Below are 25,363 nucleotides of genomic sequence, written 5' to 3' on the forward strand. Positions count from 1 at the left end.
TCAGTCCTCCGAATGCCCCTCGGCTCGCTCGCCACCGGCGCCGGGATGACCGGCTATCTCGGCCGCCGTGTAGTACTTCTCGATCTCGGGGAACTCGAACAGCTCCAGGAGGTCCGGCCGCATCGGCGTCTGTTCCGTGCGCACGACGCTGACCTCCGGCACCGCGGCGTCGTCCCCGTCGAGGTCCGCGGTGCACACCAGCAGCGCATTGCGCCAGTTCGAGTCCATGGACGGATGGTCATCGCGGGTGTGACCACCACGGCTCTCGGTGCGCATGAGTGCGGCCTTCGCGACGCACTCGCAGACCAGCAGCATGTTGCGTAGGTCGACCGCGAGATGCCAGCCCGGATTGAACTGACGATGTCCCTCGACCTGCATGCCGCCCAGGCGCTTTCGCAGGTCCGCGAGCACGCCGATCGCTTCCTGCATCTCGTCCTCTTTGCGGATGATCCCGACCAGATCGTTCATGGCCTGCTGGAGGTCGGTGTGCAGCGTGTAGGGGTTCTCCGGTTTGCCCTCGGCCGGCGGATCGAAGGGCGCCAGCACGGACGCAGCCGCCCGGTCGATGTCTTCGGCGGAGACCGCGGGACGGGTCGTCAGCGATTCGACGTACGCCGCCGCGCCGAGGCCGGCCCGCCGTCCGAAGACCAGCAGGTCCGACAACGAGTTTCCGCCGAGCCGGTTCGAACCGTGCATCCCGCCGGAACACTCGCCGGCCGCGAACAGGCCCGGAACCCGTGACGCGGCCGTGTCCGGATCCACCTCGATCCCGCCCATCACGTAGTGACAGGTCGGCCCCACCTCCATCGGTTCGGCGGTGATGTCGACGTCGGCGAGCTCCTTGAACTGGTGGTGCATCGACGGCAGCCTGCGCATGATCTCCTCGGCGGGCATGCGGGACGCGATGTCGAGGTAGACGCCGCCGTGCTCGGTGCCGCGTCCGGCCTTGACCTCCTCGTTGATCGCCCGCGCGACCTCATCGCGCGGTAACAGGTCCGGCGTTCGCCGGGCGCTGTCGTTGTCCGCCAGCCATTCATCGGCCTCCTCTTCGGTCTCGGCGTACTGACCTTTGAAGACCGGTGGGATGTAATCGAACATGAAGCGCTTGCCCTCGGTGTTCTTGAGAACTCCACCGTCGCCGCGAACACCCTCGGTCACGAGGATGCCCTTGACGCTGGGCGGCCACACCATCCCGGTCGGATGGAACTGGACGAACTCCATGTTGATCAGGCTCGCGCCGGCTCGCAGTGCCAAAGCGTGCCCGTCGCCGGTGTATTCCCACGAATTCGACGTCACCTTGAACGACTTGCCGATCCCGCCGGTGGCGACGACCACCGCGGGCGCCTCGAACACGATGAACCGGCCGGACTCGCGCCAATACCCGAACGCACCGGCGATCGCGTCGCCGTCCTTCAGCAGTTCGGTGATAGTGCATTCGGCGAACACCTTGATGCGCGACTCGTAGTCACCGGTGGCGGCGTAGTCCTCCTGCTGCAGCGAGACGATCTTCTGTTGCATCGTCCGGATGAGCTCCAGCCCGGTGCGGTCGCCGACATGAGCGAGTCGAGGATAGGTGTGGCCGCCGAAGATGCGTTGTGAAATCCGCCCGTCCGCGGTTCGATCGAACAGGGCGCCATAGGTTTCGAGCTCCCAGACGCGATCCGGGGCCTCCTTGGCGTGCAACTCGGCCATGCGCCAGTTGTTCAGGAACTTGCCGCCTCGCATCGTGTCCTGGAAGTGCGTCTGCCAGTTGTCTTTCGAGTTGGCGTTGCCCATCGAGGCGGCACATCCGCCTTCGGCCATGACCGTGTGGGCCTTGCCGAACAGCGATTTGCACACCACGGCCACCGAGTAGCCGCGCTCGCGGGCCTCGATGACCGCCCGCAACCCGGCACCGCCCGCACCGATGACAACGACGTCGTACTCGTAGCGTTCCGGCTCGGTCATCTATCGGGACTCCCAACGTTGAGAACGGCTGCACCACAGGCGTTGTGTTGTCACTCGGTCAACCCACGAACCTCAGGTCCGAGATGGTGTTGCTGGCGACGAGCATGATGTAGAAGTCGGTGAGCACCAAAGTCCCGAGCGTGATCCAGGCGAATTGCATGTGCCGGGTGTTGAGCTTCGACACCTGACTCCAGACCCAGTACCGCACCGGATGTTTCGAGAAGTGCTTGAGCCGGCCGCCGGTCACGTGGCGACACGAGTGGCACGACACCGTGTAGGTCCAGAGCAGGAGCACGTTCACGACGAGAATGACGTTGCCGAGCCCGAAGCCGAAACCGCCGCCTTCACCGTGGAAGGCGACGATCGCGTCGTAGGTGTTGATCACCGAGATGATTACGGCCACGTAGAAGAAGTACCGGTGCGAATTCTGGATGATGAGCGGCAGTCGCGTCTCGCCGGTGTACCGACTGTGGGGTTCGGCGACGGCGCAGGCAGGCGGCGACAGCCAGACCGACCGGTAATAGGCCTTGCGGTAGTAGTAGCAGGTCAGTCGGAACCCGAGCAGGAACGGCAGGGAGAGGAAAGCCAGCGGAATCCACATCGGGAGTTCGGGGAAGGGGGTACCGAAATGACTCGCTCCGGGCACACACGACTCGCTGAGGCACGGCGAATAGAACGGCGAGAGGTAGTGATAGTCCGCGGCGTAATAGGCGGTGCGCACGAAAGACCGTATCGTCGCGTAGATGACGAAGGCCGCGAGACCCACGACTGTCAGCAGCGGCGACAGCCACCACCTGTCCTGGCGGAGAGTTCGGGCCAGGATTCGCGCGCGGCCCGGAGAGAAGACCCCGACTGTGTCCCGCTCAGTCGCGGGGGCGCTCACTTCGTGCGCTCACGCGAATGAAAGCCCAGCCCTTCGTCTTGCGCACCCAGCCAGGCCGACTCGTCCGACTTGCAGTCAGGCACATAGATAACCTGGTCTCGCCCGACTTTCGTCTGCAGCAGCGGTGGCGGTGCGTGCTCGAAGTCGTGAAGGTCGATCTCCAGCCGATCCAGATCGTTGGACATTCGCCGAACCGCGTCTACATCGCCGTACTGCGTCTGCAGCGTGGTCATGTGATGCCGTAGCGCACCTATACTCCGATGCAGCTCCTTCATCTCGGTCGGTATCATGGCACATCCCTTCCTGCCTATGTGATGAATAACACAGTACCGGCCGGGCCCGCTGAGTCAACGATGTTGGCGGAACGTGTCGGCTCCCCCGACCGGAGGCCGCCAGATGAACGACGACGACCACGTTCCCGCGCAGAACCTGCCCCGAGCTGAGCAGCGATGGACCGCATCGGCGTTCGTACTGGTCGCGATGGCGATCCCGTTCCTCTTGCCCGCGCGTTACGCCGCCGGTACCGCTTGGCTGCTACCCGCGATCGAGGGGCTGGTCCTGCTGACACTGATCGTGGTCGACCCCCGTCGCATCGACCGGCCCGGCCGGTGGGTCCGCGGCCTCTCCGTGGGGCTGGTCGTCGCCATCGCCGCAGGTGCGGCGTGGGCCGCGGCGCGGCTCGTGTGGGACCTGCTGCACGGAGATCCGCAGACCGCGGCGGCGAACCAGTTGCTGGTCGCCGGGGCTCTCGTCTGGCTGCAGACCGTCATCGCGTTCGCATTCCTCTACTGGGAGCTCGACGGCGGCGGTCCAGTGAACCGGCACCTGCGTCCGGCCGCATACCCGGACCTCGCCTTTCCGCAACACCTCGAGCCCCGACTGGCACCGCCGGGATGGCGTCCCGTGTTCTTCGACTACCTCTATCTGGCACTGACCAACGCGACTGCCTTCAGCCCCACCGACGTGATGCCGCTGTCGCGTCGTGCGAAGCTGGCGATGGCGTCGCAGTCGCTGTTGTCGATCGTCATCCTCAGCCTGGTGGTGGCCAACGCGGTCAACCTTCTCGATTGACGACCGCGGCACGATCGCACACCGGAATAGGGTCGGCGACGTGACGGTTGTGCCGGCGGGGTCCAGAGGACCAGATCGGAGTCACGATGAGCGAGCCATCTATCAGGACCGTGCCGTCGCGGCAGGTCATCCCGGGTACCGAGCGGCACATCTTCCGGAGCGGGTGGCTCGATTCCCGCCAGTCCTTCCCCGTCACGGGCAACTTCGATCTCGCGGCGAACGCCCACGGAGTCCTGCTGGTGCACAACGACGATCGCGTCGACGCCGGTGAAGGTTTCGACGCCCACTTCCACCGGGACGCCGAAATCGTCACTTGGGTACTCGAAGGTGCTGTCACTCATCGTGATTCGTTCGGCAACACCGGCGTGATCACGCCGGGCGTCGCGCAGCGGATGAGCGCGGGCCGCGGGATCACCCACACTGAGGCGAATGCGTCACGGCGCAGCGAGAACCGGGACCTGCGCGTCGTGCAGATGTGGTTGGCGCCCGAGCACGGTGGAGGTGAACCCGGCTACGCCGAACGCGACTTCAGCGCCGATCTCGCGACCGGCGGGCTGGTCACGGTGGTCTCCGGCAGGCCCGAACACGCGGGCACAGATGCGATCTCGATCGGCAACCCGTTCGCGGCGCTGCACGTGGCCCGGATCGGTTCCGGACAGTCGGTCGCCCTTCCCCCGGCACCGTACGGACATCTCTACGTTGCGCGAGGCGGTGTCGAGCTGGACGACGGCATCCGACTCGTCGAGGGCGACGCGCTGCGCACCATCGATGAGGGCGCGGTCGGTGTCACCGCGACGTCCGAGGCCGAGATCCTGTTCTGGGAGATGCACACGACGTTCAACCGTGACCTCTGACCACCCGTCGGGCCGAACTGGACGCGGAAAGGAAGCCCAACATTCGTCAACCGGCGATGACGGCGACTGCGAATGCGAGGTCACCCGACGATGGCGCCCCGGAGGTACTGGTCCAGAATGCGCCGGATGTCGACTGCCGGGTTGATGGCGGTGCGGTAGAACACCAGTGAATCCGTGATCGCGAGTAGATCTTCGACCTCGACGCCCGAATTCGGCAGGCCGGCACCGGCGAGCGAACGCGTCGCCACCAGTCGTGCCACGTCCTCGACGTCGGACCGACCCGTCAACCTTTGGCGAATGGCGGGCAGATCGTCGAGTTCGAGGATGAGCGCGTAACGGGCGCGCATGTCGTCGTGTCTGGCAGCGAGGGTGTCGACCAATTCCGACAGCGATCCGGCCAGTTCGTCGACCGGAACCCGTCCGTCGTGGTCGACCCCTTCATCTGTCATCACCAATGCCTCGGTGTCGATCCGGGTGCGGGCCGCCAGTGCGTCGACGATGAGCTCGATCAGCGCGATCCGGGTCCTCGCATGGTAGGAGGTCGACCCCAGCGGCAACCGCGCCTCCCGATCGACAGCCCGATGGGTGAGTGCGCGGACACCGTCGCGGGCGATGATTCGGATGCCGGCATCGGCGATGACATCCCGACGCCCGCCTCCACTGGTCGAATCCGCAGACATGCGCGAGATACTACAGATGTAGCGGATCGTCCCGTAGTCTCTACATGTGTAGAGCCCGATGCATCGCGGTGGACGGAGACGCCAGTGGAAATCGATTTCGTACCCGACCCAACACTGTATCCCTTCGAGTCACGATGGTTCGAATCGTCGGTCGGACGGCTTCATTACATCGACGAAGGCGTCGGGCGACCTGTCCTGATGTGTCACGGCTCCCCCACCTGGAGCTTCCTCTACCGGCACATCGTGACCGGGCTGCGCGATCGTTTTCGCTGCGTCGCCCTGGACCTCCCCGGCTTCGGGCTGTCCACTCGCCCCGACGGGTTCGGCTACACCATCGCCGAGCTGACGGTTGTCCTCGGCGAGCTGATCGACCACCTCTCCTTGGACGACTTCGTCCTGGTGGGTCACGACTGGGGTGGACCCATCGGACTCGGTGCGGCAGTCCCCCGCGCCGAACGCGTGGGCGGGATCGTTCTCGCGAACACCGCGTTCTGGCCGATCGATCTGCTACCGAATCGATTGTTCAGCGCGGTCATGAGCAGTCGTCCGTTGCGACAGTGCATCCTCGAACAGAATCTGCTCGTCGAAGGCGTACTGCTCGGCAGGTTCGGGCCGACCTTGACCAACGCGGAGGCCGAGCACTATCGGCGGGTGCAACCGAGTCCCGACGCCCGATATGGACTCTTGGTCATGCCCGGCGAGATCCGCTCGGCGAGACCACTCCTCGAGCAGTTGGCCGCGGATGTCCCGCTCCGTCTGGGCGATAGGCCGGCACTCGCCGTATGGGGGATGAGGGACATCGTTTTCCGGCCGCGACGCTGCATCCCCAAGATTCGCGCGGCCTTCTCCGACCTGGAGGTCGTCGAGCTCCCGGACGCCAAGCACTTCGTGTCCGAAGACGCTCCCGAGACGATGAGCGCGGCAATCGCCGCGCGATTCCGCGATCGGTGACGAGCTTCGACGACCATTTCTTCGTTGAACTGCACACGATTTGCCATAATGCTGCCAGTTTCCGGCGGCACGGCTACTGTGTGAGCCACTCGAAGGGCAAGGCACTTGGCGCGCCTCGCCGGCCAAGTCGCCAGCGAAAGGACGTTCATGCCTTCCCCGTCGCCCGCAGCACGACTCGCGGCTGAGTTCTTCGGAACATTCTGGTTGGTCTTCGGCGGATGCGGCAGCGCGATCTACGCCGCCAAGCAGATCGCCCAGTCCGAGGACGGCCAGGACACCTTCCAGGTCGGAATCGGGTTCCTCGGTGTCTCTCTGGCTTTCGGTCTCACCGTCGTGACGATGGCCTACGCGGTGGGGCACGTCTCCGGCGCACACTTCAATCCCGCGATCACGCTGGGCGCCGCCGTCAGCGGCCGGCTCTCCTGGAAAGAGCTGCCCACCTTTTGGGTGGCGCAGGTCGTGGGTGGCCTGTTGGCCGGCCTCATGCTCTTCCTCATCGCCAAGGGCCAACCCGGGTTCGAGGCCGAGGGCAATATGGCCGCCAACGGGTTCGGAGAACACTCCCCCAGCAACTACTCGCTCACCGCGGTCCTCATCGCGGAGATCCTGCTGACGGCGTTTTTCCTCATCGTGGTCCTCGGCGCGACCGACGGACGCGCTCCCGCGGGCTTCGGTCCGCTCGCCATAGGCTTGTGCCTCACGCTCATCCACCTGATCTCGATCCCGATCAGCAACACATCGGTCAACCCGGCGCGTTCGACGGCGGTCGCCTTCTTCAACGGCAACGGCGCACCCGGTCAGTTGTGGGCCTTCTGGCTGGCGCCGCTGATCGGCGGACTGATCGGCGGTCTCCTCTACCCGCTGCTGTTCCAGAACGGGAAGCGCGCAGCAGCCGAACCGGCACGGACCGAGACCGCCGACGCCTGATCGTGGCGATGGGCCGGATCGAGGACGGACATGCCGTGCGACTGGTGAACCCGAACTCGACTGATGGACTTCGATCGAAGTCCATCAGTCGAGTTGGGGTTCATCAGTCAGAGTAGGACGCGGTCTCGCGGCCGACGGAGGACCACGAAAGAACTCGTTGTGCTCGGAGCGGGCCCAACTACTGCTCCCTGAGGAGGCCGGAGCTTGCGGAGGCCGTCACGAAGGGTCATGGTGAGATGCGTCGCAAACCCCTCGAGGCTCGTCGATCTCGACGCGCTCCTTCGTCGCTTGCTCGGCCCGGCGGTTAACGCTCCTCGCACCTCAGTACCTGCGGCCTGGCGGCCGTCGTGGACTACGAAAGAACACTCTTGAGCGTCCCCATCTCTGCTCCCTGAGGTGCGAGCGAAGCGAGCCACGAAGGGCTCCGCAACCTGTCACACCAGGCCCTTCGTGGCTCGTCGCTGGCGCTCCTCGCACCTCAGGGAGCAGAGGGAGGGCATCGCTTGCACCCCACAGACCAGCGGTGTTGAGGCTCTTTCGGATTAGGGAGCAAATGGTGGGTCGATCTTTCGGATCGGGGACCGGGGTCCCTCCGCAAGCTCCGGGCGCGCCTCGAAAAGCATTGAGAGGCGCTCCTTTCGGAGTAGGAGCATGCCGCGCGTCGCGATCAGGACGGCGCGACCACCCGCAGGACCTCTCGCCCCGAGTGCAGCCGGGAGATGTTGTCGGTGATGTCGCGCACCCGCCCCACGAACGTGTCACGGGTGACCCCCGAGATGTGCGGGGTCATCAGCACGTTGGGCAATTCGCCGAACGGCAGGCCCGACGGGTCCGCTCGATCGCTGCCCGTCGGATAGCGATACCAGACGTCGAGCGCTGCTCCGCCGACCAACCCGTCTCGGAGGGACTCGTACAGATCCTGCTCGACGACGAGCGGGCCGCGGCCCACGTTGACCAGCACACCCACGGGCCCGAGCCGCCGCAGGTGGCCGGCGTCGATCATCCCGGTGGTACTCGCGGTCAGCGGCGCGGAGACCACCACGACATCGGATTCGTCCATCAGACGATCGAGATCAGTGGTGTCGCCGTACCATTCGAGCCCGGTGTCGTCGGCGACCCGGCCGGACCCGGTCACCGCACAGGCCCGCGCGCCGAAGGCACCCATCAGGTCTGCGGTTCGTCGACCGATGTGGCCGAAACCCACGTAGCCGATCATCGCGCCACGCAGAGTCCGCGGCTGTTCCACCCCGTCGCGGTACACCGCCGAGGCCCACAACCCCTGGCGTAGCGCGGCGTCCTGGCCGAGGAGACCTCGGCGCACCGTGACCACCGCGGCGGCGATGTACTCGGCGATCGAATCCTCGTGGTGAAAGGTGTTGGCCACCTCGGTGTTCGCCGCGAGGTCACCGAAACTGACCTTGTCGGTGCCGGCGCCACCGGTCAGCACCAGCCGCAGACCGGATCCCGCGCGAGCCATCGCCGGGGTCACCCGACCGCCCACGTAGACGTCGGCGTCGGCCAGATCGGCCACGAGCGCGGCCTCGTCGAAGGCCGCGTGCCAGGACGTGTCCACACTCGCGGGCAACAGGCTCTCGAACAACTCGCGGTGCGGTACGAAGTTCCGTTCACCCACCACGACTTTCAGATCGTCGCCGCGCGTTTCCGCCACGACCTCAGCTCCGCACGAGCGCGGGTCGTTTGCTGTCGAACGTCCAGTCCGGGATGAGGAATTGCATTCCGACCGCGTCGTCCCGCGCCCCGAGCCCTTCGGAGCGGTACAGCTGATGGGCGGCTTCCACCTGCTCCATGTCGAGTTCGACGCCGAGACCCGGCCGGTCGGGAACCGTGAGGTGACCGTCGACGATCTCGTACGGCTCGGTGGTGAGACGTTGTCCGTCCTGCCAGATCCAGTGCGTGTCGATCGCGGTGATCTCGCCCGGCGCAGCGGCCGCGACGTGCGTGAACATGGCCAGAGACACGTCGAAGTGGTTGTTGGAGTGCGATCCCCAGGTGAGCCCCCAGGCATCACACAGTTGCGCGACGCGCACCGAGCCGGCCATGGTCCAGAAGTGTGGGTCGGCCAGCGGGATGTCGACCGCATTCGTGCGGATCGTGTGCCCGAGCTCGCGCCAGTCGGTCGCGATCATGTTGGTCGCGGTAGGCAACCCGGTCGCGCGCTTGAATTCGGCCATCACCTCACGGCCGGAGAACCGGCCCTCCGGTCCCACCGGGTCCTCGGCGTAGGCGACGACATCGCGCAAGCGTCCGCCGATCCGAATCGCCTCCTCGAGCAACCAGCCGCCGTTGGGATCAAGCGTCACCCGGGCCGTCGGGAAGCGTTCCGCCAGCGCGGTGACGACGTCGGCCTCCTCGTCGGGCGACAGAACCCCGCCCTTCAGCTTGAAATCGGCGAAGCCGTAACGCTTCTGGGCCGCCTCGGCGAGTGCGACGACACCGTCGGCATCAAGGGCCTCCTGATGGCGCAAACGCATCCAGTCATCGGTCTCGCCGGCACCGTCGGCGTAGTCCAGCGTTGTCCTGGTGCGATCCCCCACGAAGAACAGATAACCGAGCGCAGCAACCCGATCACGCTGCTGTCCCTCGCCGAGCAGCGCCGTCACCGGCACACGGAGGTGCTGGCCGAGGAGATCCAACAGTGCCGATTCGACGGCGGTCACCGCGTGGATCGTGATGCGTTGATCGAAAGTCTGATCCCCGCGGCCACCACGGTCACGATCGGCGAACGTGCGCCGGATGTCCTGCAGGACCGCGTTGTACTCGCCGATACCGCGTCCTTCGACGATCGGCCGCGCATCGTCGAGCGTGGTGCGGATCGGTTCGCCGCCCGGGACCTCACCGACCCCCTGGTTGCCTTCGGAGTCGGTCAGCACGACCAGGTTCCGGGTGAAGAACGGGGCGTGTGCGCCGGACAGGTTGAGCAGCATGCTGTCTCGTCCCGCGACGGGGATCACCCGCATCTCGGTGACCACCGGGGTCGTCGTGGACGTCGATGTGGCTGTCGTCATGGTGATTCCTTTCAGAAGTGTCAGAAGAAGATCTGCTGGCCGATGAGCAGTGCCGCGCCGACGGCCGACACCGTGATCGACACGGTGCGGAGCCGATCCCGGTCGAGTACCCGGTTGACGGCGCGGGAGGCGATGAAGCCGAGGACGACGACCGGTGTCAGGGCGAGGAACGCCCAGAGGATCTCGGCGCTCACGCTGCCGGTCGCGGCGAGCGCTGCCATCGACATCAGGCTGCCGACGAGGAAGAACGCACTCATGTTGCTACGCACGTGCGCGTTCTCCTCGCCGGAGTACACCAGCGCCATCGGTGGGCCGCCGATCGACGTGGCCGTGCCGAGCAATCCGGAGGCCGCGCCCGCGGTCGCCAGGTTGCGGCGTACCGGTGCAGGCCGCCAGCCGACGGAGGCGATCACGACACCGCCGAGCACGACCGCCGCCAACAGCAATGACAGACCGCGGGTGGGCAACCAGACCAGCAGCAGGGCCCCGGCGATGGTCCCGGGGACCCGACCGGCCAGAGCCCACCCGGTACCGCGGAAGTCCAGGCTTCCCCGCTCGCGGATCACCACCAGCAGCGTGACTGTCGTCGCTGAAGCGATCAGCATGCCGGGAAGCAGTGTCGGCGCCACCAGGGCGACCACCGGCGCGGCGAGCATGCCCATCCCGAAACCGATGGATGCCTGCATGCAGGACGCGAGGAACACGGCCACCGCGATGGTCACGCATGCCACGACGCTCACGCCAGTACGGCCTTCGTACCGCCGGGCGTGTTCACGCCGCCGGGGCGGGCATGCCCAGGCCGACCCGTCCGCGGGGGTGATAGCACTCGGCGATGTGTCCGGCCTCCTGCCGATCGGTGACGGCCGGCGGCAGCGCGGTCGCGCAGACGTCGGTGGCGTGTGCGCAGCGCGTCCGGAACCGGCAGCCCGACGGCGGATTGAGAGGCGAGGGCACCTCGCCGCTCAACAGGATTCGCTCGCGGCGGTTGTCGGCGTCGAGCGTCGGTGCCGCGGACATCAGCGCCTCGGTGTACGGATGCGCAGGATGGTCGAACACGGCTTCGGTACTGCCTGTTTCGACGATCCGGCCCAGGTACATCACCGCGACCCGGTCGGCCACATGACGCACCACCGACAGATCGTGCGAGATGAAGATGTAGGAGATGTCGAGCTCCTGCTGGAGTTCGTTCAGCAGGTTCAGCACCTGCGCCTGTACCGAGAGGTCCAGCGCCGACACCGGCTCGTCGCAGATGATCACCTCGGGATCGAGCGCGAGCGCACGGGCGATTCCCAGGCGCTGACGCTGACCGCCCGAGAACTCCTGCGGGCTGCGGTGTTCGTCGCTCGGCCGCAACCCGACGAGATGCAGCAGTTCACGGACGCGGGCGGCCCGGTCACGCTTGCGCGGGTACAGGTCCTTGTGGGTACGCCACGGCTCGCCGATGATCTCGGCCGCGGTCATCCGATTGTTCAGCGAGGCATACGGATCCTGAAAGACCATCTGCACCTTGCGACGCAGGGCGAGCAGGTCCTTGCCCTTGAGCCGGTACGGGTCGGTGCCGTCCCATCGGACGGTGCCGGTGTCGGGCCGCTCGAGCATCATCAGCGTTCGGGCGAGAGTGGACTTGCCGCAGCCGGATTCGCCGACCAGACCGAGTGTCTCGCCGCGGCGGAGATCGAGATCGATCCCGTCGAGCGCCCGGAGTTGTTTGCGGCCGCCCTTGCCGGAAACCGCGAAGGTCTTTCCGACGTCGCGTACTTCGAGGACCCGACTCGAGTCGAGCGGGGCCGCGGCACCGCGCGCCTTGTCGCGGCCGGGCGTCGTGGCGAGGCTGGTCGTCTCAGGCATTGTCGATCTCCTCCGAGAAGTGGCAGGCCGCGGCCCGGTTGGTGCCGGTGGTCGTCAGCGTCGGCCGTTGCTGCACGCACTGCGCGCGGGCCAGCGGACACCGCGCCTGGTACACACAGCCCGTCGGGATCGAGTGCAGGTCGGGCGGCGTACCGCCGATCGACTTGAGATCGGCCCCGCGTTCGGCGCTGACGGGAACGGAATCGAGCAGTCCTTTGGTGTACGGATGCCTCGGACTGCGGAAGACCTCGGCCACCGGCCCGGTCTCGACGACGTTGCCCGCGTACATGATCGCGACGCGGTCGGCCTGCTCGGCGACGAGCGCGAGGTCGTGGGTGATCAGGACGACCGCCATGTCGTGTTCGGCCCGGAGGCGCCCCAGCAGCGCCATGATCTGAGCCTGCACCGTCACGTCGAGCGCGGTGGTGGGTTCGTCGGCGAGCAGCACCTTGGGGCTCAACGCCACCGCCATCGCGATCAGCAGACGTTGCCGCATCCCGCCGGAGAACTGGTGCGGGTAGGAGTCGACCCGTGACTCCGGTTCCGGGATGCCCACGTGCCGCATCAGTTCGATCGCCTCGAGACGGGCCTTCTTCTTCGACATCCCACGATGGATGCGGAACGGTTCGGCGAGCTGGGTCCCGACCGGGTACACCGGATTGAGCGCAGTCAGCGCGTCCTGGAACACGATCGCGAGTTCGGTGCCGGCCATCTCGCGTCGCTTCGACGCCGAGGCGGAGACGAGGTCGACGGAGTCCAGGACGATCGATCCGTCCGAGACCGAGGCGATCGGGTCGAGCAACCCGACGAGCGCCTGTGCGGTCATCGACTTGCCACACCCGGATTCGCCGAGCAGCGCCAGCGTTTCGCCACGACGGGCGCGGAAGGACACGTGGTCGACCGCCCGCACGGTACCGGTGGGCGTTCGCAGATCCACGGTCAGGTCGACGACGTCGAGTGCGACCCGATCGTCGGTGCCGGCGTCGGGCCGGTCGAGGGCAGGAGCACTCATCGCAGCGCCTTTCGTGAGGAGAAGAACCGCTTCCGGGCGTTCGGGGTGGTCAGTCGCCACCGCTGACCGGGGTCGGTCGCGATGCGCGCCCACGCGGCCAGCATCGTGGCCGACACGGTCGTGATGACGATCGCCAGGCCCGGGAAGAACGACAGCCACCATGCGGTCTGCAGGTAGGTCCGGCCTTGCGACACCATCAGGCCCCAGCTGACGTCGGGCGGCTGGATACCGATGCCGAGGAACGACAGCGACGACTCCGCGAGCATCACGTAGCAGAAGTCGAGGGTGGCCACGGTGAGCAGCGTGGGGAGCAGGATCGGCAGGACGTGCCCGCGGAGTATCGCACCGCTGCTCGCACCGAAGGTCCGTGCCGCGTCCACGAACACGCGACTCTGCAACTCGGCGGATTCGGCCCGCGCGGTCCGTAGGTAGATCGGGATCCGGGTGATCGCCAGCACCGCGATGATGTTGGCGGCGCTCGGCGAGAACACGTACAGGATCACGACTGCGAGCAGCAGCGACGGGAAGCTCATGATGACGTCGGCGATGCGCATCGCGGTGGTCTCACGCCAGCCGCGGTGGTATCCCGCCCACATGCCGATCGCCGAGCCCACGACGCACGAGATGATCACCGCGGGCAGGGAGACCATGAGCGTGGTCTGGCAGGCGACGATGAGCCGGGCGAGCATGCTGCGACCCAGCGGGTCGGTGCCCAGCACGTTCATCCAGCCCGTGTCGAGGTTGAACGGCGGGAGGTTCGACTCGTCCAGGTTCTGGTCGGTGGCGGCGTCCCCGACCAGCCACGGACCGAAGATCGCGGTGAGCAGGATGAAGGTCAGGATGCCGGCGGCGACGGTCGCGAACTTGTCGCGGAGCAGCAGCCGCCACAGCGGCAGTTGCCCGCCGGGCACCTTCTTGGCGGCGACGGAGTCGCCGGTGATGTCGGTCGAGGCGACGGGACTCGTCGTGTCGACGGGATCGGTGACGATGGACATGTGTCAGTACTCCTCGATGTGTCCGGCGACTAGACCGTGGCCTTGTCACGAACGCGTGGGTCCAGGAGGGCGAGACCCGCGTCGATGACGATGTTCAGGATGAAGATGCTGAGAGCGGTGAGGAGCACCGCGGCCTGCAGGACCGCGAAGTCGCGTTGCAGGATCGAATCGATCATCAGCTTGCCGATGCCGGGCCAGCCGAAGATGGCTTCGACGATGACCGCGCCGTTGATCAGGCCGACCGCGAGATCGCCGGCGACGGTGAGGGCGGGGGCGGCCGCATTGCGCAGTGCGTGGTGGGTGACGATCCGGAAGTCTCCGGCCCCTTTGCTTCTCGCCACCTTGACGTAGGGGGCCGACAGGGCCGAGACCATGGCGCCGCGCACCACCTGGGTGAGAACGCCCAGCGGTCGGATCATCAGTGTCGCGATCGGCAGGACCCAGGCCAGCACCCCGCCGGTCCCGGACGTCGGCAGCCAGCCGAAGACAACCGCGAAGATCCAGATACCGGTGATCGCGAACCAGAAGTCGGGGACGCTGGCCGCGGTCATCGACAGCAGGCTCGAGAAGCGGTCGGCGAGTGAGTTCGGTCGGTAGGCCGCCCAGCAACCGATCATGATCGAGCCGAGGACCGACAGCACGAGCGTGACGAAAGCGAGCTGCAGAGTCGCCGGGAACGCTGCGAGCGCCATGCTCGCCGCCTGCTGACCGGTCTTCAGTGACTCACCGAAGTCGAGGTGGAAGACGCCGGCGAGGTAGTCGGTCATCTGTTGCCAGATCGGTTTGTCGAGCCCGTTCGCGGCGGCGAACTCGGCGCGCTGCTCCGGGGTCGCGGAGACCGGGAGGTAGAGATTGGTGGGGTCGCCGGTGAGCCGGGCCATGAAGAACACGCCGAACAAGACGATGATCAGCGGGATCAGGCTGGTGAACATCCGGCGCCGGAGGAAGGTGAGCATCGGTCATCGCCTCTGTTTCAGTCGTTCTGGGCTGGCGCGTGGGTCATCTCGGCGAGACGCATCTCGTCACCGGTGGCCGAATTGGGCCGGTAGGCAACACGATTCGCTTTCGCGAGAACTGCTTGCATGTGTGCGATATACGCGTATTGGCGGATCTCGCGCGGCTCGGCGGCCAGGACCGCGGCGAGTGCGTTCTGACGGGCCGGGCCGGTGAGGGCCTCGGCGGCGCGGATCTGTTCGTCGTAGGCGGCTGTGCCGTAAGTGCTCTGGTATCCGTCGGACAGCATGTACTGGTCGAGGGTGAACTGGGTGTCACCGGCCTGGTTGCCGTGCATGATCATCAGCAGCACCGGCCCCGACCCGGGTACGAAAGGCCTTGTCTGATACTGCATCTGACCTGATGTGTCCATCATCTCGATCTTGACGTCCAGCCCGATCTTGCTGAGCGTGAATTGCAGGTTCTCGATGGTCTCGTTGATCTTCGGGAACTGACCGGTACGGCCGATGAGGCGGATGGTCCGGTCGACCGGTACCCCGTCCGCACGGGCTTCGTCGACCAGGCGCTTGGCGCGGTCGAGGTCGTACGGCGTCGGGGTCAGCTGGTCGTTGTAGCCGACGATGCCCTCCGCGACCAGCTGGGCCGCGGGTGTACCGAGACCCTGGAACAGTGCGTCGACGATGCCGACGCGGTTGACGGAGAGATCGATGGCCTCGCGCACCCGGTAGTCGGTCAGGGGCGCATCGGTGGCCTGCATGCGCAGGGCGGTCGTCTCGTTGTTGGTGTAGGCGATGCCGAGATCACCCGCTCCGTCTTCGGGGCCGAGTGAGGTGGCGATGTCCGCTTCGTCGTTGGAGACCATCGCGGCACGGACACTGCCCTCGGAGCGCCATTGGTAGACGGCGCGGGTGAATGCAGGGGCGTCGCCGTGATAGTTCGGATTGGCTGTCAACGCCACGCGCTGGCCCGAATCCCAGAAGTCGACCATGTAGGGGCCGGTCCCGATCGGCACGCGCACCTTGTCGTCGGCGACGGTGGTGCGCGGAACGATCTCGATGAACGACAGGCGCAGCGGGAGAATCGGGTCGGGGGTCTCCGTGCGGACCTCGATGGTGATGGGGTCGATCACAGTCACCTCGCGGGTGCTGTCGTCGAAGACGTAGCCGTTGACGTCGCAGCCGATCGCCCCGTTGAACGTGCGGCGGATGGAGAACGCGGCGTCCTCGGCGTCGAACGGCTGGCCGTTGCTGAATCGAATGCCCGAGGCCGTGGTGAAACGCCAGACGTTCGGCTCCACCTGGGTCCACGCCGTAGCGAGACCGGGCTGCAGTTCGCCACTGTTCGGATCCCGTTCGATGAGCGGTTCGGTGATGTTGGACCGGACCACGACACCGGTGGCCGTAAGGGAAGCGTCGCAGGGTTCCAGCGTCGGCGGCTCCTGAGGCAGGACGATGCGCAGGGTGTCCGGAGAGGCGCTCTCGCTCGCGGTCGTGTTCGCGACGCTGCAACCACTGGCCGCGAGCACGGCCACCGCGGACAGTGCCAGCAGACACCCGGCGGGGCGCTTCCGGGATCGCAGAGCTGCGATCTGCATGGGGACCTCCGATGAAAGAAAGACTGCGAGTGATCTCGCGGTGGGCTCGACCGCGTTTGTGACGGTAGACACACGCTATGAGCGTCGCGATGACGGCGTCAACAGAGCAAAAGCCCAGCAAACGGCCATTTCGGCGGGTTTGGAGGGCTTTCGAAAGGCCTCTGAACCGGCGACTCCGCGAGTCGAAACCACCGCTGACCTGACGGTTCATCGCTGCTCTCTTGCGCTGGACGAATCGACAACCCCGTATCAATACAGTTTGAGTATCGGTCCATGTTATTTGCGTGTTGGACAGGTATCCGTGGCACTTCTAGCGTTGACCACATCCACCGAAGGACCGGTCTGTGTCCTGCACTCCTGGAGGTCAAGCATGACGAGCAGTTCGGCCGGCACCGCGACGGCAACGGAAACCATTGGGCTGAAGGACCTTTCGTCGTTCCACGGCTCTGTCCTCCGCGTCGGCCCGCTGAAGCCCTCGCTCGAGGAGCGTCTCGAAGGTACCTACGGCGCCCAGCGACTGCCCGATGACCGGGAGGCGCGGAAGGCCTTCCTCGCGCGCAACGCCGACGCGGTGACCGCGGTCGTGACCTCGGGACGAACTGGGGTGGACGCCGGCTTGATGGCCGAGCTCCCGAACCTCGGCGCCATCGTCCACTTCGGCGTCGGTTACGACACCACCGACGTCGCCCGTGCCGCCGAGCTCGGCATCGGCGTCAGCAACACCCCGGACGTCCTCACCGACTGCGTCGCCGACACCGCAGTCGGACTACTCCTCGACACGATGCGCGGTCTCGCCGCGGCCGATCGGTTCGTCCGAGCCGGTCGCTGGCCCGTGGAAGGGAACGTTCCGCTCACCCGGAAGGTCTCCGGCACCGACGTCGGCATCCTCGGGCTGGGCCGTATCGGCTCGGCGATCGCCCACCGCCTGACCGCCTTCGGGTGCCGGATCACCTACCACAACCGCCGCCCGGTCGACGGCTCACCGTATCGCTACGCGGCGTCGCCGGCCGAGCTCGCCACCCAGGTCGACGTGCTGATCGTGGCCGCCGCCGGCGGTGCCGACACGCGCCATCTCGTCGACCGGGACGTCCTCGAGGCGCTGGGCGCCGACGGCTTCCTCATCAATGTGGCGCGCGGCAGCGTCGTCAACGAGGACGCCCTCGTCGACCTGCTGCGGCGCGGCCGACTGGCCGGCGCCGGGCTCGACGTGTTCGCGCACGAGCCGGAGGTGCCCGAGGCGCTGCTGTCCATGGACAACGTCGTACTTCTCCCCCACCTCGCGAGCGGAACGGTCGAGACACGTGCCGCCATGGAGGAACTCACCCTCGCCAACCTCGCGACCTTCCTGCGGACCGGCGACCTGTCGACACCGGTCGTCGCACCGAATCACGCTCTGCGAAAGGACATCTGATGTCTGTCGTCCTCAGCTACCTACCGACACCCGAGGGGCGCGGCGCACTCCCGTTCGGCTTCGCCGAGGCCCGCATGCGCGGCACCGACGTCGTGATCGTGGCCGATGGCGACAACGCCTCGTCACCGGAGTTCCTGGTCGACCTGGAGAACGCGCGTGAGGTGGCTCAGGCCGGTGACGTCGAATACCGCGTCGCCGAGAACGATCCAGGCCTCTCGCACGCCGACCAGCTCATCGACGCATCGTACGACGACGCAGCCGAGCTCCTGGTGATCGGCCAGCGCAGGCGTTCACCGGTCGGAAAACTACTGACCGGCAGCGTCGTCCAGCGTGTGCTGCTCGACGCACAGTGCCCGGTGGTCGCGGTCAAACCGCCCGTGCGCGCCGCGGTCTGATCGGGCTTTTCCACCGCAACCCCTGCTGGTCGAGCAGCGTCGAACGAGCGAAGCGAGTCCGCCGCTGCCCGTCGAGGCCGCCGAGGTGGGGTCGTCAACGGGATCCGGTGCACAGTCGACGAACTCGTCCGAGGTCGCCGTCAGATCCATTCCCGTTCGGGGAGAACGTCTCTCATCAACCGCGCAAGAGCCGGGTTGGTATTGTCGGCGCGCCAGGCGATGTTCATCTGCACGGGACGATCGCGGATTGCGGTCACCTCTTTGAACACCACCCCGTCGGGATGCATGGTCATGGCCGACTCCGGAACCAGCGCCATGCCCAGCCCGGAGTGCACCAGGACGAGCATGGTGTGCACCTGCGTGACGTATTGAACATATCGAGGCGACGCCCCGACCGCGGTGAAGGTGCTGATCAGCAATTCATTGAAATACCGCGCATCGGTGGGCGAGTACATGATGACCGCCTGACCGTCGAAGTCCTCGATCGCGAGGTGCTCGACGTCGGCGAACTCATGATCGGCGGGCAGGGCGGCGACCAGGCGCTCATGGTGCAGCGGACGGGAGTTCACACCTGGGCGAGAGATCGGCGGGCGGACGATGCCGAGGTCGAGATCACCGCGGACCAGTGCCTCGACCTGCGCGATGGTGACCATCTCCCGCAAGACGAGCCGAACGTCGGGTAGCTTCTCGCGGGCCGTCTGCATGAGCCGGGGCAACACCGCACGCGCCGACGCCCCCGTGAAACCGATGTTCACGGTGCCCAGATCACCCGCAGGCACGCGGCGGACCGTCAGAGCCGCCCCCTCCGCGAGCGCGACGATGCGTCGTGCGTCGGGTAGGAAGGCCGCGCCGGCCGCCGTCAGCGACACCGCCCGACTGCTGCGTTCGATCAACTGGACGCCGAGTTCGTGCTCCAGTTGCTGGATCTGCCTGCTGAGCGGGGGCTGCGTCATGTGGAGCCGCTCGGCCGCTCGGCCGAAGTGCAGCTCCTCGGCGACCGCGATGAAGCAAGTGAGGCGCGAGAGAGAGAACATCGATCCACTTTCGGCATCGTTACCCCGCGATCTGCGGAGTGGCGTGGATGACGCTAACCCACTTCAAGGGTGACGGTCGAGGGTTCGCCCACGCTCACCACCGCGGGCTGGAGTTCACCCAACCGCCGCGGCGGTGCTCGTGCAAACGCTCACCACCGCGGGCTGGAGTTCACCCAACCGCCGCGGCGGTGCTCGTGCAAACGCTCACCACCGCGGGCTGGAGTTCACGAAGCCCGGATCGATGGACTGCATGTAGCCGGTGTCGTCCCGGTCGCGGATGCCGCAGTCGAGGTACTGCTGGTGCAGGGCCTCCAGCGACTCGTCGTCGAGTTCGACGCCCAGACCTGGGCCGGTCGGGACCGGCACTGCACCGTCGACGATGCCCAGGACGCCGGGCTTCACCACATCCTCGGTCTTCCACGGCCAGTGGGTGTCGCAGGCGTAGGTGAGGTTGGGTGTCGCAGCCGCGAGATGCACCATCGCGGCGAGGCTGATGCCCAGGTGCGAATTGGAGTGCATCGACAGGCCGAGTCCGAAGGTCTCACAGATACCGCCGAGGAGACGCGACCGCTGCAGGCCGCCCCAGTAGTGGTGATCGGACAGGACGACCGAGACCGACCGCTTGCGCACCGCCGGTTCGAGGTGATCGAAGGCGACCACGCACATGTTCGTCGCGAGCGGCATGGACGCCTGCTCGGCGACGCGCGCCATACCGTGGAGGCCCGGGGTCGGGTCCTCCAGGTACTCGACGACGCCCTCGAGTTCCGCCGCGACGCGCAGCGAGGTCTCCACGGTCCACGCCGCATTGGGGTCCAGGCGCAACGGGATCCCGGGGAACTCGGCGTGCAGCGCCTTGATCGCGGCGATCTCCTCGTCGGGGGCGAACACGCCGCCCTTCAGTTTGATCGCGGTGAAGCCGTAGCGGTCGATCATCCGGTGCGCCTGCCGGATCAGGCCGCTCGGATCGACGGCCTCGCCCCACTCGTCCGGCAGTCCGTTGGTCCCGGCCGCGCCGGGGTGGGCCGCCCACTTGTAGAACAGGTAGGCGCTGAACGGCACCCGGTCCCGCACGCGGCCGCCGAGCAGATCACTGACCGGCCGACCGAGGACCTTGCCCTGGATGTCGAGGCACGCTACTTCGAACGGCGAGAAGACACGATCGGTGGTGCTGGCCGTGGTGATCATGCCGGCCACTCCGTCGCCCCCGGTCACCGACAGGGTCGAGACCCGCAGGTCGATGGCATCGCGCAGGTTGTGGAGCGCGAAGGCGTCGAGTCCGATGATCGCCTCGGCGGCGGCCTCCATCCGCGCGAGATGAGCGGTGTCGGCGTAGGTCTCGCCGAGCCCGCGGATTCCGCCGGCCGTCTCGATCACGATGATCGCCCGCAGTGCGTAGGGCTGGTGCACACCCACCGTGTTGAGCAGCGGCGGGTCGACGAAGGCGACCGGGGTGACCGTGACCTCGGTGATCGTGGTGTCGGTCTTAGGACTCGACACGGTTCGGGTCCCGACCGGCACCGACTGGAAGGTGTTCGTCGACATGAGTTCTTAGACCGTGGCCTGCGCGGCGAGCGTCGTCGCGAGGACGGCGCGCCCGGCGGCGGTGATCCGCTCGAGCTCGGCCTGGTGCTCAGGTGTCGGCTGAACCAGCGGCGCGCGCACCGGACCCGCTTCGATGCCCTCCATCGTCACACCGTGCTTCACGAGTGCGACCGCATATCCCGGCACCCTGTTGCGCAGCCGGACCAAGGGGTGGAAGAAGTCTCGTAGCAACGCCTCGGTCAGCTCGACGTCGCCGTTCTCCAACGAGTTGTAGAAGGCCAGGGCCAGCTCCGGGGCGAACGCGAACGTCGCCGACGAGTACAACGTGACACCGATGGCCCGGTAGGCCTGCTGGGTGATCTCGGCGGTGGGCAGGCCGTTGAAGAACAGGAACTCCTTGCTGTCCCCGAGTGCTTCCTTGACCGCGATCACGATGCGCGACACGTTGTCGAGGTCACCGGTGCCGTCCTTGAACCCGATGACCGTCGGCAGCTTGGCGACCTCGATGGCCGACGCCTCGTCGAACACGGCGTTGCCGCGGTTGTAGACGATGAGCGGCAGATCGGTGGAGGCCGCGACCGACCGCGTGTACTCGGCGAGGCCGGCAGGCGGCATCGTCACCAGATACGGGGGCAGGAGCAGGATGCCGTCGGCCCCATTGGCCTTCGCACTCACCGCGAACTCGCGGGCCTGGACGAGGGAGCCGCCGGCACCGGCGAACACCGGGACGCGACCAGCGACGGTCTCGACCGCACAGCGGACGATCCGCCCGAACTCCTCGAGTCCGAGGGCGTGGAATTCGCCGGTGCCGCAGGCGACGAACACGCCGCCGGGACCGGCGGCAACCCCGCGGTCGATGTGTTCGGCGAGGCGACGGTAGTCCACCTCTCCGCTGCTGTCGAAGGGTGTGACGGGAAAGAACAAGACGCCGTTGAGCATTGGGACTCCTTGGATGGGGTGAGGATCAGTCGCGGATGAGTTCGCCGTCGACACGGCGCCAGATCTGTTCGGGGTTTCCGTCGGCAATGGGGTCCGGCAACAGCGTCGTCGGAACGTCCTGATAGGCCACCGGCCGCAGGAAACGCTCGATGGCGAGCGACCCGACGCTGGTGCTACGGCTGTCGGAAGTGGACGGATACGGTCCGCCGTGGACCATCGCGTGTCCGACCTCGACGCCGGTTGGCCACCCGTTGAAGAGGATTCGCCCGGCCTTGAGTTCGAGTGCCTCGAGAAGCACCCGGGCGTCGTCGAGGTCGGAGTCCGCGGCATGCACGGTCGCGGTGAGCTGACCTTCGAGCTCGGCGGTCACCTCCCGCACCTGCTTGAGGTCGCGACACCGCACCACGAGGCTCGACGACCCGAAGATCTCCTGCTGCAACGTCTCCGAAGCGAGAAAGGTCTCGGCCCGCGTGCCGAAGAGCGCGGCGGCGCAGGTGTTCGGACCCGTCGCTTCCGCCGATCGGGCGAGAACCTCCGCGGCCGAACCGAACTCCTCCACGCCGGAGGCGTAGCTCGCGGCGATCCCCGGGGTCAGCATCGGCGTCGGCGTCGAGGCGGCGATCGCCTCCGCGGCAGCGGCGATGAATGCATCGAGATCGGGACCGTCGACCGCGATGACCAGGCCGGGATTGGTGCAGAACTGTCCCGAACCCATCGTCAGCGAGCCGACGAATGCGCGGCCGAGGCCGGCGGCATCGGCACGCAGCGCCCCCTCCAGCGGGTAGACCGGATTGATCGAGCTCATCTCTGCGTACACCGGGATGGGTTCGGCTCGCGACGCCGCAGCGGCGACGAGAGCCGTTCCGCCCGAACGCGACCCGGTGAAGCCCACCGCCTTGATGCGCGGGTCGGTCACGAGGGCGATACCCAGGTCGGGCCCGCTGCCGTAGAGCAGGGAGAAGGTGCCGGCAGGCATTCCGGTGGCGGCCACCGCCTCGGTGATCAGACGTCCCACCAGTTCCGATGTGCCGGGATGGGCGTCGTGGGCCTTCACCACCACGGGACATCCGGCGGCCAATGCCGACGCGGTGTCGCCGCCGGCGACCGAGAACGCGAGCGGGAAGTTACTGGCGCCGAACACGGCGACGGGTCCGAGCGGCACCTTGCGCTGCCGGATGTCGGCGCGCGGCAGCGGCGTCCGATCCGGCCGTGCGGGATCGATACGGGCGCCGTGCCAGCTGCCCTCGCGCAGCACCGAGGCGAACAACCGGAGCTGACCCGACGTCCGTCCCACCTCACCGGTGATCCGCGCCGCCGGGAGTCCGGTCTCGGCCACGGCACGCTCGACGAGGACCTCGGTCGCCGCATCGAGGTTGTCCGCGATCGTCGAGAGGAACCGCGCCCGTTCTTCGGACGAGGTGGCGCGATACGGTCCGAACGCTTCCGCGGCCGCAGCGGTGGCACGGACGACGTCGGCTGGGGTTCCGTGTGTGTACGCGGGCAGGAGACGAGTGCCTGTCGTCGGGTCCACGCCGTGGACGGCCTTCCCCGCGCCGGTCACCCGCTCACCCGCGATGATCAGTTGTCCGGTGAGGTCCTGCGTCGTCAGCGGTGCGGGGTGCTGCGCAATGGTCATCGTGGTCCCATCCGTTGTGCGTTGGCATTCCGCCGAGGTAGCCCGGCCGCGGCGGCGCCACGAGAGAGGTGTCATCTGCTCTCGATGGCGGGTCGCCGTCGGCGCGGCTGTGCGGTGAGCTCGGCCTTGCCCCGACCGTAGAACCCACGATCCATACATGTCCAAGTCAAATATGGACGTCTTCAATGCTCAGAGTGAATCGACCCAGGTGTCCGGTTCAGTCGGGACGCGCTCGCTTGTCAGCCGATACGTCATCCGGCCGGCCCACGCCGCGCCGCGTACCGGACCAACAGCAGTCGACAGTGGGACAATCACTGCGCCGAATCCGACATACCGCACATCGCCGAGCCACGGCGAGCGGCGGCTGTCGGAGCGGGCACACCACCCATTCGACGAAAGCGGAATCCAGAACCGATGAAGCGCATTCGCCTCCTCGCCGTCATGGCCCTGGCCATCTCGGCACTCACCGTCTCCTACGGCACCGCACACGGCGCTCCCGCGCCCGCGGCGCCGTCCCACTTCTCCAGCGCATCCGCCGACGGGACCTCCATCACCTCCCAGCTCCGCAACGCGACGTTCGTCGCAGGCGAGCAGGAACTCCGGGTCGTCGACTCACACGGACGGACCATCGAGCGGATCGGACTGGTGCTGCCGTTCGACGGCGCCGCTGTCCCGATGCGCGCGAAGGTCTCCGCCGACCGCACCCAGGCGACGTTCACCCCGATCCTCACCCCCGAAGCCCGCGCGGCGATCGCTGCCGGCGTCCGCCCGGCCTCGGCCAAGAAGGACCGCGCCTACCAGCAGATGATCTGGCACATCACCAACGGGTGGAACCGCGGCGGCAACGTCACCACCGCCATCGGCGCTCTCGCCGGCCTCATCATCGGCTGCATCATCATCGTCGGCTGTGTCTGGGGTGCGGGCGTCGGCGCGGCCATCGGAGCGGTCATCGGCATCAACAACGGCGACCCCCGCGCCGGGCAGTCGATCCTGAACTGGATCAACACTCCGTAAGACCAGCGAGCAGGGCCTCGCTAGTCGGGTCCCAGATGCTGCAGAATCCCCAACTCCGCGTGCGGGGTTGGGGATTTTCTGCTTCTTCCGGCTTGCGGACGCGCGTTCGGCGGTGGGCCCGGCATGCACCGTGCCCTAGAAGGTCGGCTGCCGTCAGTGACCGTGTCGGCAATCGGCGCCGAACGCCCGACCCGGTCAAGCGCGCTTCTCGACAATGCGGAGCGCGTGTCCAGTCCGGTGGCGACGTCGCTACCTGGCCGCTGAGATGCAGCAAACCAATGAGTTCTCACGTCGCCGAGCCCCTCGATGACCCGCCGAACCTGACCGGCCGGGGCCCAATGATGGGTTGATCGATGTACGTCACGGCTCGTTCCATCAACGAGTTCACCGCCGCGCACACTGGTGGAGGTCGGTGCGGACTCTCTCCACGCACTTGCTCCCGCCGACGACTCGTCGTCGAAAGACCCCTCCGCGAATCGAGTTCGACGCCCCCGAGACTGGGGCCGCCCGGACCGGACATCGGCCGACGTCTATCGACTTCCACCGACCCGAACCGCCGGCGACGACCGCCGGCATCGGATCGTATGGAGACCGCCGGATACCAGTCCGACCACGGCCTCACCACCCCGGACCCGGAGGGTCACCGCGAC

At 67.0% G+C, this 25,363-nt stretch carries 23 protein-coding genes; 7 read left to right on the forward strand and 16 right to left on the reverse strand.

Annotated features, from left to right (window positions below; translation table 11 throughout):
• The 3 genes from GR168_RS13910 to GR168_RS13920 are packed head-to-tail and all read right to left on the reverse strand — an operon-like array spanning position 1 to position 3,120.
• Positions 1 to 1,947: a fumarate reductase/succinate dehydrogenase flavoprotein subunit gene (locus GR168_RS13910; RefSeq protein WP_159370982.1), complete on the reverse strand. Its 1,947-nt coding sequence runs from the start codon at positions 1,945 to 1,947 to the stop codon at positions 1 to 3.
• Positions 1,948 to 2,005: 58 nt separating this feature from the next.
• Entirely contained in the window at positions 2,006 to 2,830 is an 825-nt protein-coding gene (locus GR168_RS13915) for a hypothetical protein (RefSeq protein ID WP_078113200.1), read from the reverse strand.
• Positions 2,827 to 3,120, reverse strand: coding sequence for a hypothetical protein (locus GR168_RS13920; protein ID WP_078113201.1), 294 nt, complete (start codon positions 3,118 to 3,120; stop codon positions 2,827 to 2,829). The genes GR168_RS13915 and GR168_RS13920 overlap by 4 nt, the downstream gene beginning before the upstream one ends.
• Positions 3,121 to 3,226: 106 nt before the next feature.
• Between GR168_RS13920 and GR168_RS13925 the strand changes: the two genes are divergently transcribed.
• Together GR168_RS13925 and GR168_RS13930 are read left to right on the forward strand one after the other, a co-directional pair.
• Positions 3,227 to 3,901 (forward strand): DUF1345 domain-containing protein, encoded by a 675-nt coding sequence (locus GR168_RS13925; protein ID WP_159370983.1) that lies wholly within the window; start codon positions 3,227 to 3,229, stop codon positions 3,899 to 3,901.
• A gap of 86 nt (positions 3,902 to 3,987) precedes the next feature.
• The gene (locus tag GR168_RS13930; RefSeq protein WP_159370984.1) at positions 3,988 to 4,755 is read left to right on the forward strand and encodes a pirin family protein; all 768 of its coding nucleotides are present in this window, start codon (positions 3,988 to 3,990) and stop codon (positions 4,753 to 4,755) included.
• An 80-nt stretch (positions 4,756 to 4,835) separates the two neighbouring features.
• Here GR168_RS13930 and GR168_RS13935 read toward each other — a convergent pair whose 3' ends face one another.
• Positions 4,836 to 5,435, reverse strand: coding sequence for a TetR/AcrR family transcriptional regulator (locus tag GR168_RS13935; RefSeq protein WP_068972542.1), 600 nt, complete (start codon positions 5,433 to 5,435; stop codon positions 4,836 to 4,838).
• An 84-nt stretch (positions 5,436 to 5,519) separates the two neighbouring features.
• Here GR168_RS13935 and GR168_RS13940 point away from each other — a divergent pair, with 84 nt between their 5' ends.
• A complete protein-coding gene (locus tag GR168_RS13940) occupies positions 5,520 to 6,386 on the forward strand; it encodes an alpha/beta fold hydrolase (protein ID WP_159370985.1) in 867 nt (288 codons plus the stop codon).
• Positions 6,387 to 6,533: 147 nt separating this feature from the next.
• Positions 6,534 to 7,313 (forward strand): aquaporin Z, encoded by a 780-nt coding sequence (gene aqpZ / locus GR168_RS13945; RefSeq protein WP_068972549.1) that lies wholly within the window; start codon positions 6,534 to 6,536, stop codon positions 7,311 to 7,313.
• A 667-nt stretch (positions 7,314 to 7,980) separates the two neighbouring features.
• Here the strand turns inward: aqpZ and GR168_RS13950 are convergent.
• Genes GR168_RS13950 through GR168_RS13985 form a run of 8 tightly spaced genes read right to left on the reverse strand, consistent with a single transcriptional unit; the run spans position 7,981 to position 16,742 of the window.
• Positions 7,981 to 8,982, reverse strand: coding sequence for a 2-hydroxyacid dehydrogenase (locus GR168_RS13950; RefSeq protein ID WP_137808534.1), 1,002 nt, complete (start codon positions 8,980 to 8,982; stop codon positions 7,981 to 7,983).
• A gap of 4 nt (positions 8,983 to 8,986) precedes the next feature.
• Positions 8,987 to 10,339: an enolase C-terminal domain-like protein gene (locus GR168_RS13955; protein WP_159370986.1), complete on the reverse strand. Its 1,353-nt coding sequence runs from the start codon at positions 10,337 to 10,339 to the stop codon at positions 8,987 to 8,989.
• Positions 10,340 to 10,359: 20 nt separating this feature from the next.
• Positions 10,360 to 11,079 (reverse strand): sulfite exporter TauE/SafE family protein, encoded by a 720-nt coding sequence (locus tag GR168_RS13960; RefSeq protein ID WP_159370987.1) that lies wholly within the window; start codon positions 11,077 to 11,079, stop codon positions 10,360 to 10,362.
• 31 nt (positions 11,080 to 11,110) lie between these two features.
• Entirely contained in the window at positions 11,111 to 12,187 is a 1,077-nt protein-coding gene (locus tag GR168_RS13965; protein ID WP_159370988.1) for an oligopeptide/dipeptide ABC transporter ATP-binding protein, read from the reverse strand.
• Positions 12,180 to 13,199 (reverse strand): ABC transporter ATP-binding protein, encoded by a 1,020-nt coding sequence (locus GR168_RS13970; protein ID WP_159370989.1) that lies wholly within the window; start codon positions 13,197 to 13,199, stop codon positions 12,180 to 12,182. Before GR168_RS13970 ends, GR168_RS13965 begins: the two co-directional genes overlap by 8 nt.
• Positions 13,196 to 14,194: an ABC transporter permease gene (locus GR168_RS13975; protein ID WP_137808531.1), complete on the reverse strand. Its 999-nt coding sequence runs from the start codon at positions 14,192 to 14,194 to the stop codon at positions 13,196 to 13,198. Before GR168_RS13975 ends, GR168_RS13970 begins: the two co-directional genes overlap by 4 nt.
• Before the next feature lie 29 nt (positions 14,195 to 14,223).
• Complete coding sequence (locus GR168_RS13980; protein WP_159370990.1) at positions 14,224 to 15,150, reverse strand: ABC transporter permease; 927 nt, start codon at positions 15,148 to 15,150, stop codon at positions 14,224 to 14,226.
• 17 nt (positions 15,151 to 15,167) lie between these two features.
• Positions 15,168 to 16,742, reverse strand: a complete 1,575-nt coding sequence (locus GR168_RS13985; protein WP_159370991.1) for an ABC transporter substrate-binding protein — start codon at positions 16,740 to 16,742, stop codon at positions 15,168 to 15,170.
• Between the two features lie 370 nt (positions 16,743 to 17,112).
• Between GR168_RS13985 and GR168_RS13990 the strand changes: the two genes are divergently transcribed.
• Both GR168_RS13990 and GR168_RS13995 read left to right on the forward strand, forming a co-directional pair.
• Entirely contained in the window at positions 17,113 to 18,153 is a 1,041-nt protein-coding gene (locus GR168_RS13990; RefSeq protein ID WP_159370992.1) for a 2-hydroxyacid dehydrogenase, read from the forward strand.
• Positions 18,153 to 18,548 carry a universal stress protein gene (locus tag GR168_RS13995; protein ID WP_159370993.1) on the forward strand — a complete coding sequence of 132 codons (396 nt, stop codon included), beginning with the start codon at positions 18,153 to 18,155 and terminating at the stop codon, positions 18,546 to 18,548. Before GR168_RS13990 ends, GR168_RS13995 begins: the two co-directional genes overlap by 1 nt.
• Positions 18,549 to 18,688: 140 nt before the next feature.
• Here the strand turns inward: GR168_RS13995 and GR168_RS14000 are convergent, their stop codons facing one another.
• The 4 genes from GR168_RS14000 to GR168_RS14015 all read right to left on the reverse strand — a co-directional run bounded on the left by GR168_RS14000 (position 18,689) and on the right by GR168_RS14015 (position 23,699).
• Positions 18,689 to 19,582: a LysR substrate-binding domain-containing protein gene (locus GR168_RS14000; RefSeq protein ID WP_159370994.1), complete on the reverse strand. Its 894-nt coding sequence runs from the start codon at positions 19,580 to 19,582 to the stop codon at positions 18,689 to 18,691.
• A gap of 204 nt (positions 19,583 to 19,786) precedes the next feature.
• On the reverse strand, positions 19,787 to 21,124 hold the full coding sequence (locus GR168_RS14005) for a glucarate dehydratase family protein (RefSeq protein WP_238994902.1): 1,338 nt from the start codon (positions 21,122 to 21,124) through the stop codon (positions 19,787 to 19,789).
• A 6-nt stretch (positions 21,125 to 21,130) separates the two neighbouring features.
• Positions 21,131 to 22,063, reverse strand: coding sequence for a 5-dehydro-4-deoxyglucarate dehydratase (locus GR168_RS14010; RefSeq protein ID WP_159370995.1), 933 nt, complete (start codon positions 22,061 to 22,063; stop codon positions 21,131 to 21,133).
• 25 nt (positions 22,064 to 22,088) lie between these two features.
• A complete protein-coding gene (locus GR168_RS14015) occupies positions 22,089 to 23,699 on the reverse strand; it encodes an aldehyde dehydrogenase (NADP(+)) (RefSeq protein WP_159370996.1) in 1,611 nt (536 codons plus the stop codon).
• Positions 23,700 to 24,113: 414 nt separating this feature from the next.
• On the opposite strand from GR168_RS14015, the gene GR168_RS14020 reads away from it, so the two are divergent.
• Positions 24,114 to 24,713, forward strand: a complete 600-nt coding sequence (locus tag GR168_RS14020; protein ID WP_159370997.1) for a hypothetical protein — start codon at positions 24,114 to 24,116, stop codon at positions 24,711 to 24,713.
• Positions 24,714 to 25,363 lie beyond the last annotated feature (650 nt).

Source organism: Gordonia sp. JH63, from assembly GCF_009856645.1.
GTDB classification, from domain to species: domain Bacteria; phylum Actinomycetota; class Actinomycetes; order Mycobacteriales; family Mycobacteriaceae; genus Gordonia; species Gordonia hongkongensis.

What these genes read in the sequence shown, in the direction of transcription:
- GR168_RS13970 (WP_159370989.1), bottom strand. Translation starts at nt 13,199, where the DNA reads ATGAGTGCTCCTGCCCTCGACCGGCCCGACGCCGGCACCGACGATCGG.
- GR168_RS13980 (WP_159370990.1), bottom strand. Translation starts at nt 15,150, where the DNA reads ATGCTCACCTTCCTCCGGCGCCGGATGTTCACCAGCCTGATCCCGCTG.
- GR168_RS13955 (WP_159370986.1), bottom strand. Translation starts at nt 10,339, where the DNA reads ATGACGACAGCCACATCGACGTCCACGACGACCCCGGTGGTCACCGAG.
- GR168_RS13975 (WP_137808531.1), bottom strand. Translation starts at nt 14,194, where the DNA reads ATGTCCATCGTCACCGATCCCGTCGACACGACGAGTCCCGTCGCCTCG.
- GR168_RS13910 (WP_159370982.1), bottom strand. Translation starts at nt 1,947, where the DNA reads ATGACCGAGCCGGAACGCTACGAGTACGACGTCGTTGTCATCGGTGCG.
- GR168_RS14005 (WP_238994902.1), bottom strand. Translation starts at nt 21,124, where the DNA reads ATGTCGACGAACACCTTCCAGTCGGTGCCGGTCGGGACCCGAACCGTG.
- GR168_RS14020 (WP_159370997.1), top strand. Translation starts at nt 24,114, where the DNA reads ATGAAGCGCATTCGCCTCCTCGCCGTCATGGCCCTGGCCATCTCGGCA.
- GR168_RS13935 (WP_068972542.1), bottom strand. Translation starts at nt 5,435, where the DNA reads ATGTCTGCGGATTCGACCAGTGGAGGCGGGCGTCGGGATGTCATCGCC.
- GR168_RS13930 (WP_159370984.1), top strand. Translation starts at nt 3,988, where the DNA reads ATGAGCGAGCCATCTATCAGGACCGTGCCGTCGCGGCAGGTCATCCCG.
- GR168_RS13920 (WP_078113201.1), bottom strand. Translation starts at nt 3,120, where the DNA reads ATGATACCGACCGAGATGAAGGAGCTGCATCGGAGTATAGGTGCGCTA.
- GR168_RS13985 (WP_159370991.1), bottom strand. Translation starts at nt 16,742, where the DNA reads ATGCAGATCGCAGCTCTGCGATCCCGGAAGCGCCCCGCCGGGTGTCTG.
- GR168_RS14010 (WP_159370995.1), bottom strand. Translation starts at nt 22,063, where the DNA reads ATGCTCAACGGCGTCTTGTTCTTTCCCGTCACACCCTTCGACAGCAGC.
- GR168_RS14015 (WP_159370996.1), bottom strand. Translation starts at nt 23,699, where the DNA reads ATGACCATTGCGCAGCACCCCGCACCGCTGACGACGCAGGACCTCACC.
- GR168_RS13995 (WP_159370993.1), top strand. Translation starts at nt 18,153, where the DNA reads ATGTCTGTCGTCCTCAGCTACCTACCGACACCCGAGGGGCGCGGCGCA.
- GR168_RS13990 (WP_159370992.1), top strand. Translation starts at nt 17,113, where the DNA reads ATGACGAGCAGTTCGGCCGGCACCGCGACGGCAACGGAAACCATTGGG.
- GR168_RS13925 (WP_159370983.1), top strand. Translation starts at nt 3,227, where the DNA reads ATGAACGACGACGACCACGTTCCCGCGCAGAACCTGCCCCGAGCTGAG.
- aqpZ (WP_068972549.1), top strand. Translation starts at nt 6,534, where the DNA reads ATGCCTTCCCCGTCGCCCGCAGCACGACTCGCGGCTGAGTTCTTCGGA.
- GR168_RS14000 (WP_159370994.1), bottom strand. Translation starts at nt 19,582, where the DNA reads ATGTTCTCTCTCTCGCGCCTCACTTGCTTCATCGCGGTCGCCGAGGAG.
- GR168_RS13965 (WP_159370988.1), bottom strand. Translation starts at nt 12,187, where the DNA reads ATGCCTGAGACGACCAGCCTCGCCACGACGCCCGGCCGCGACAAGGCG.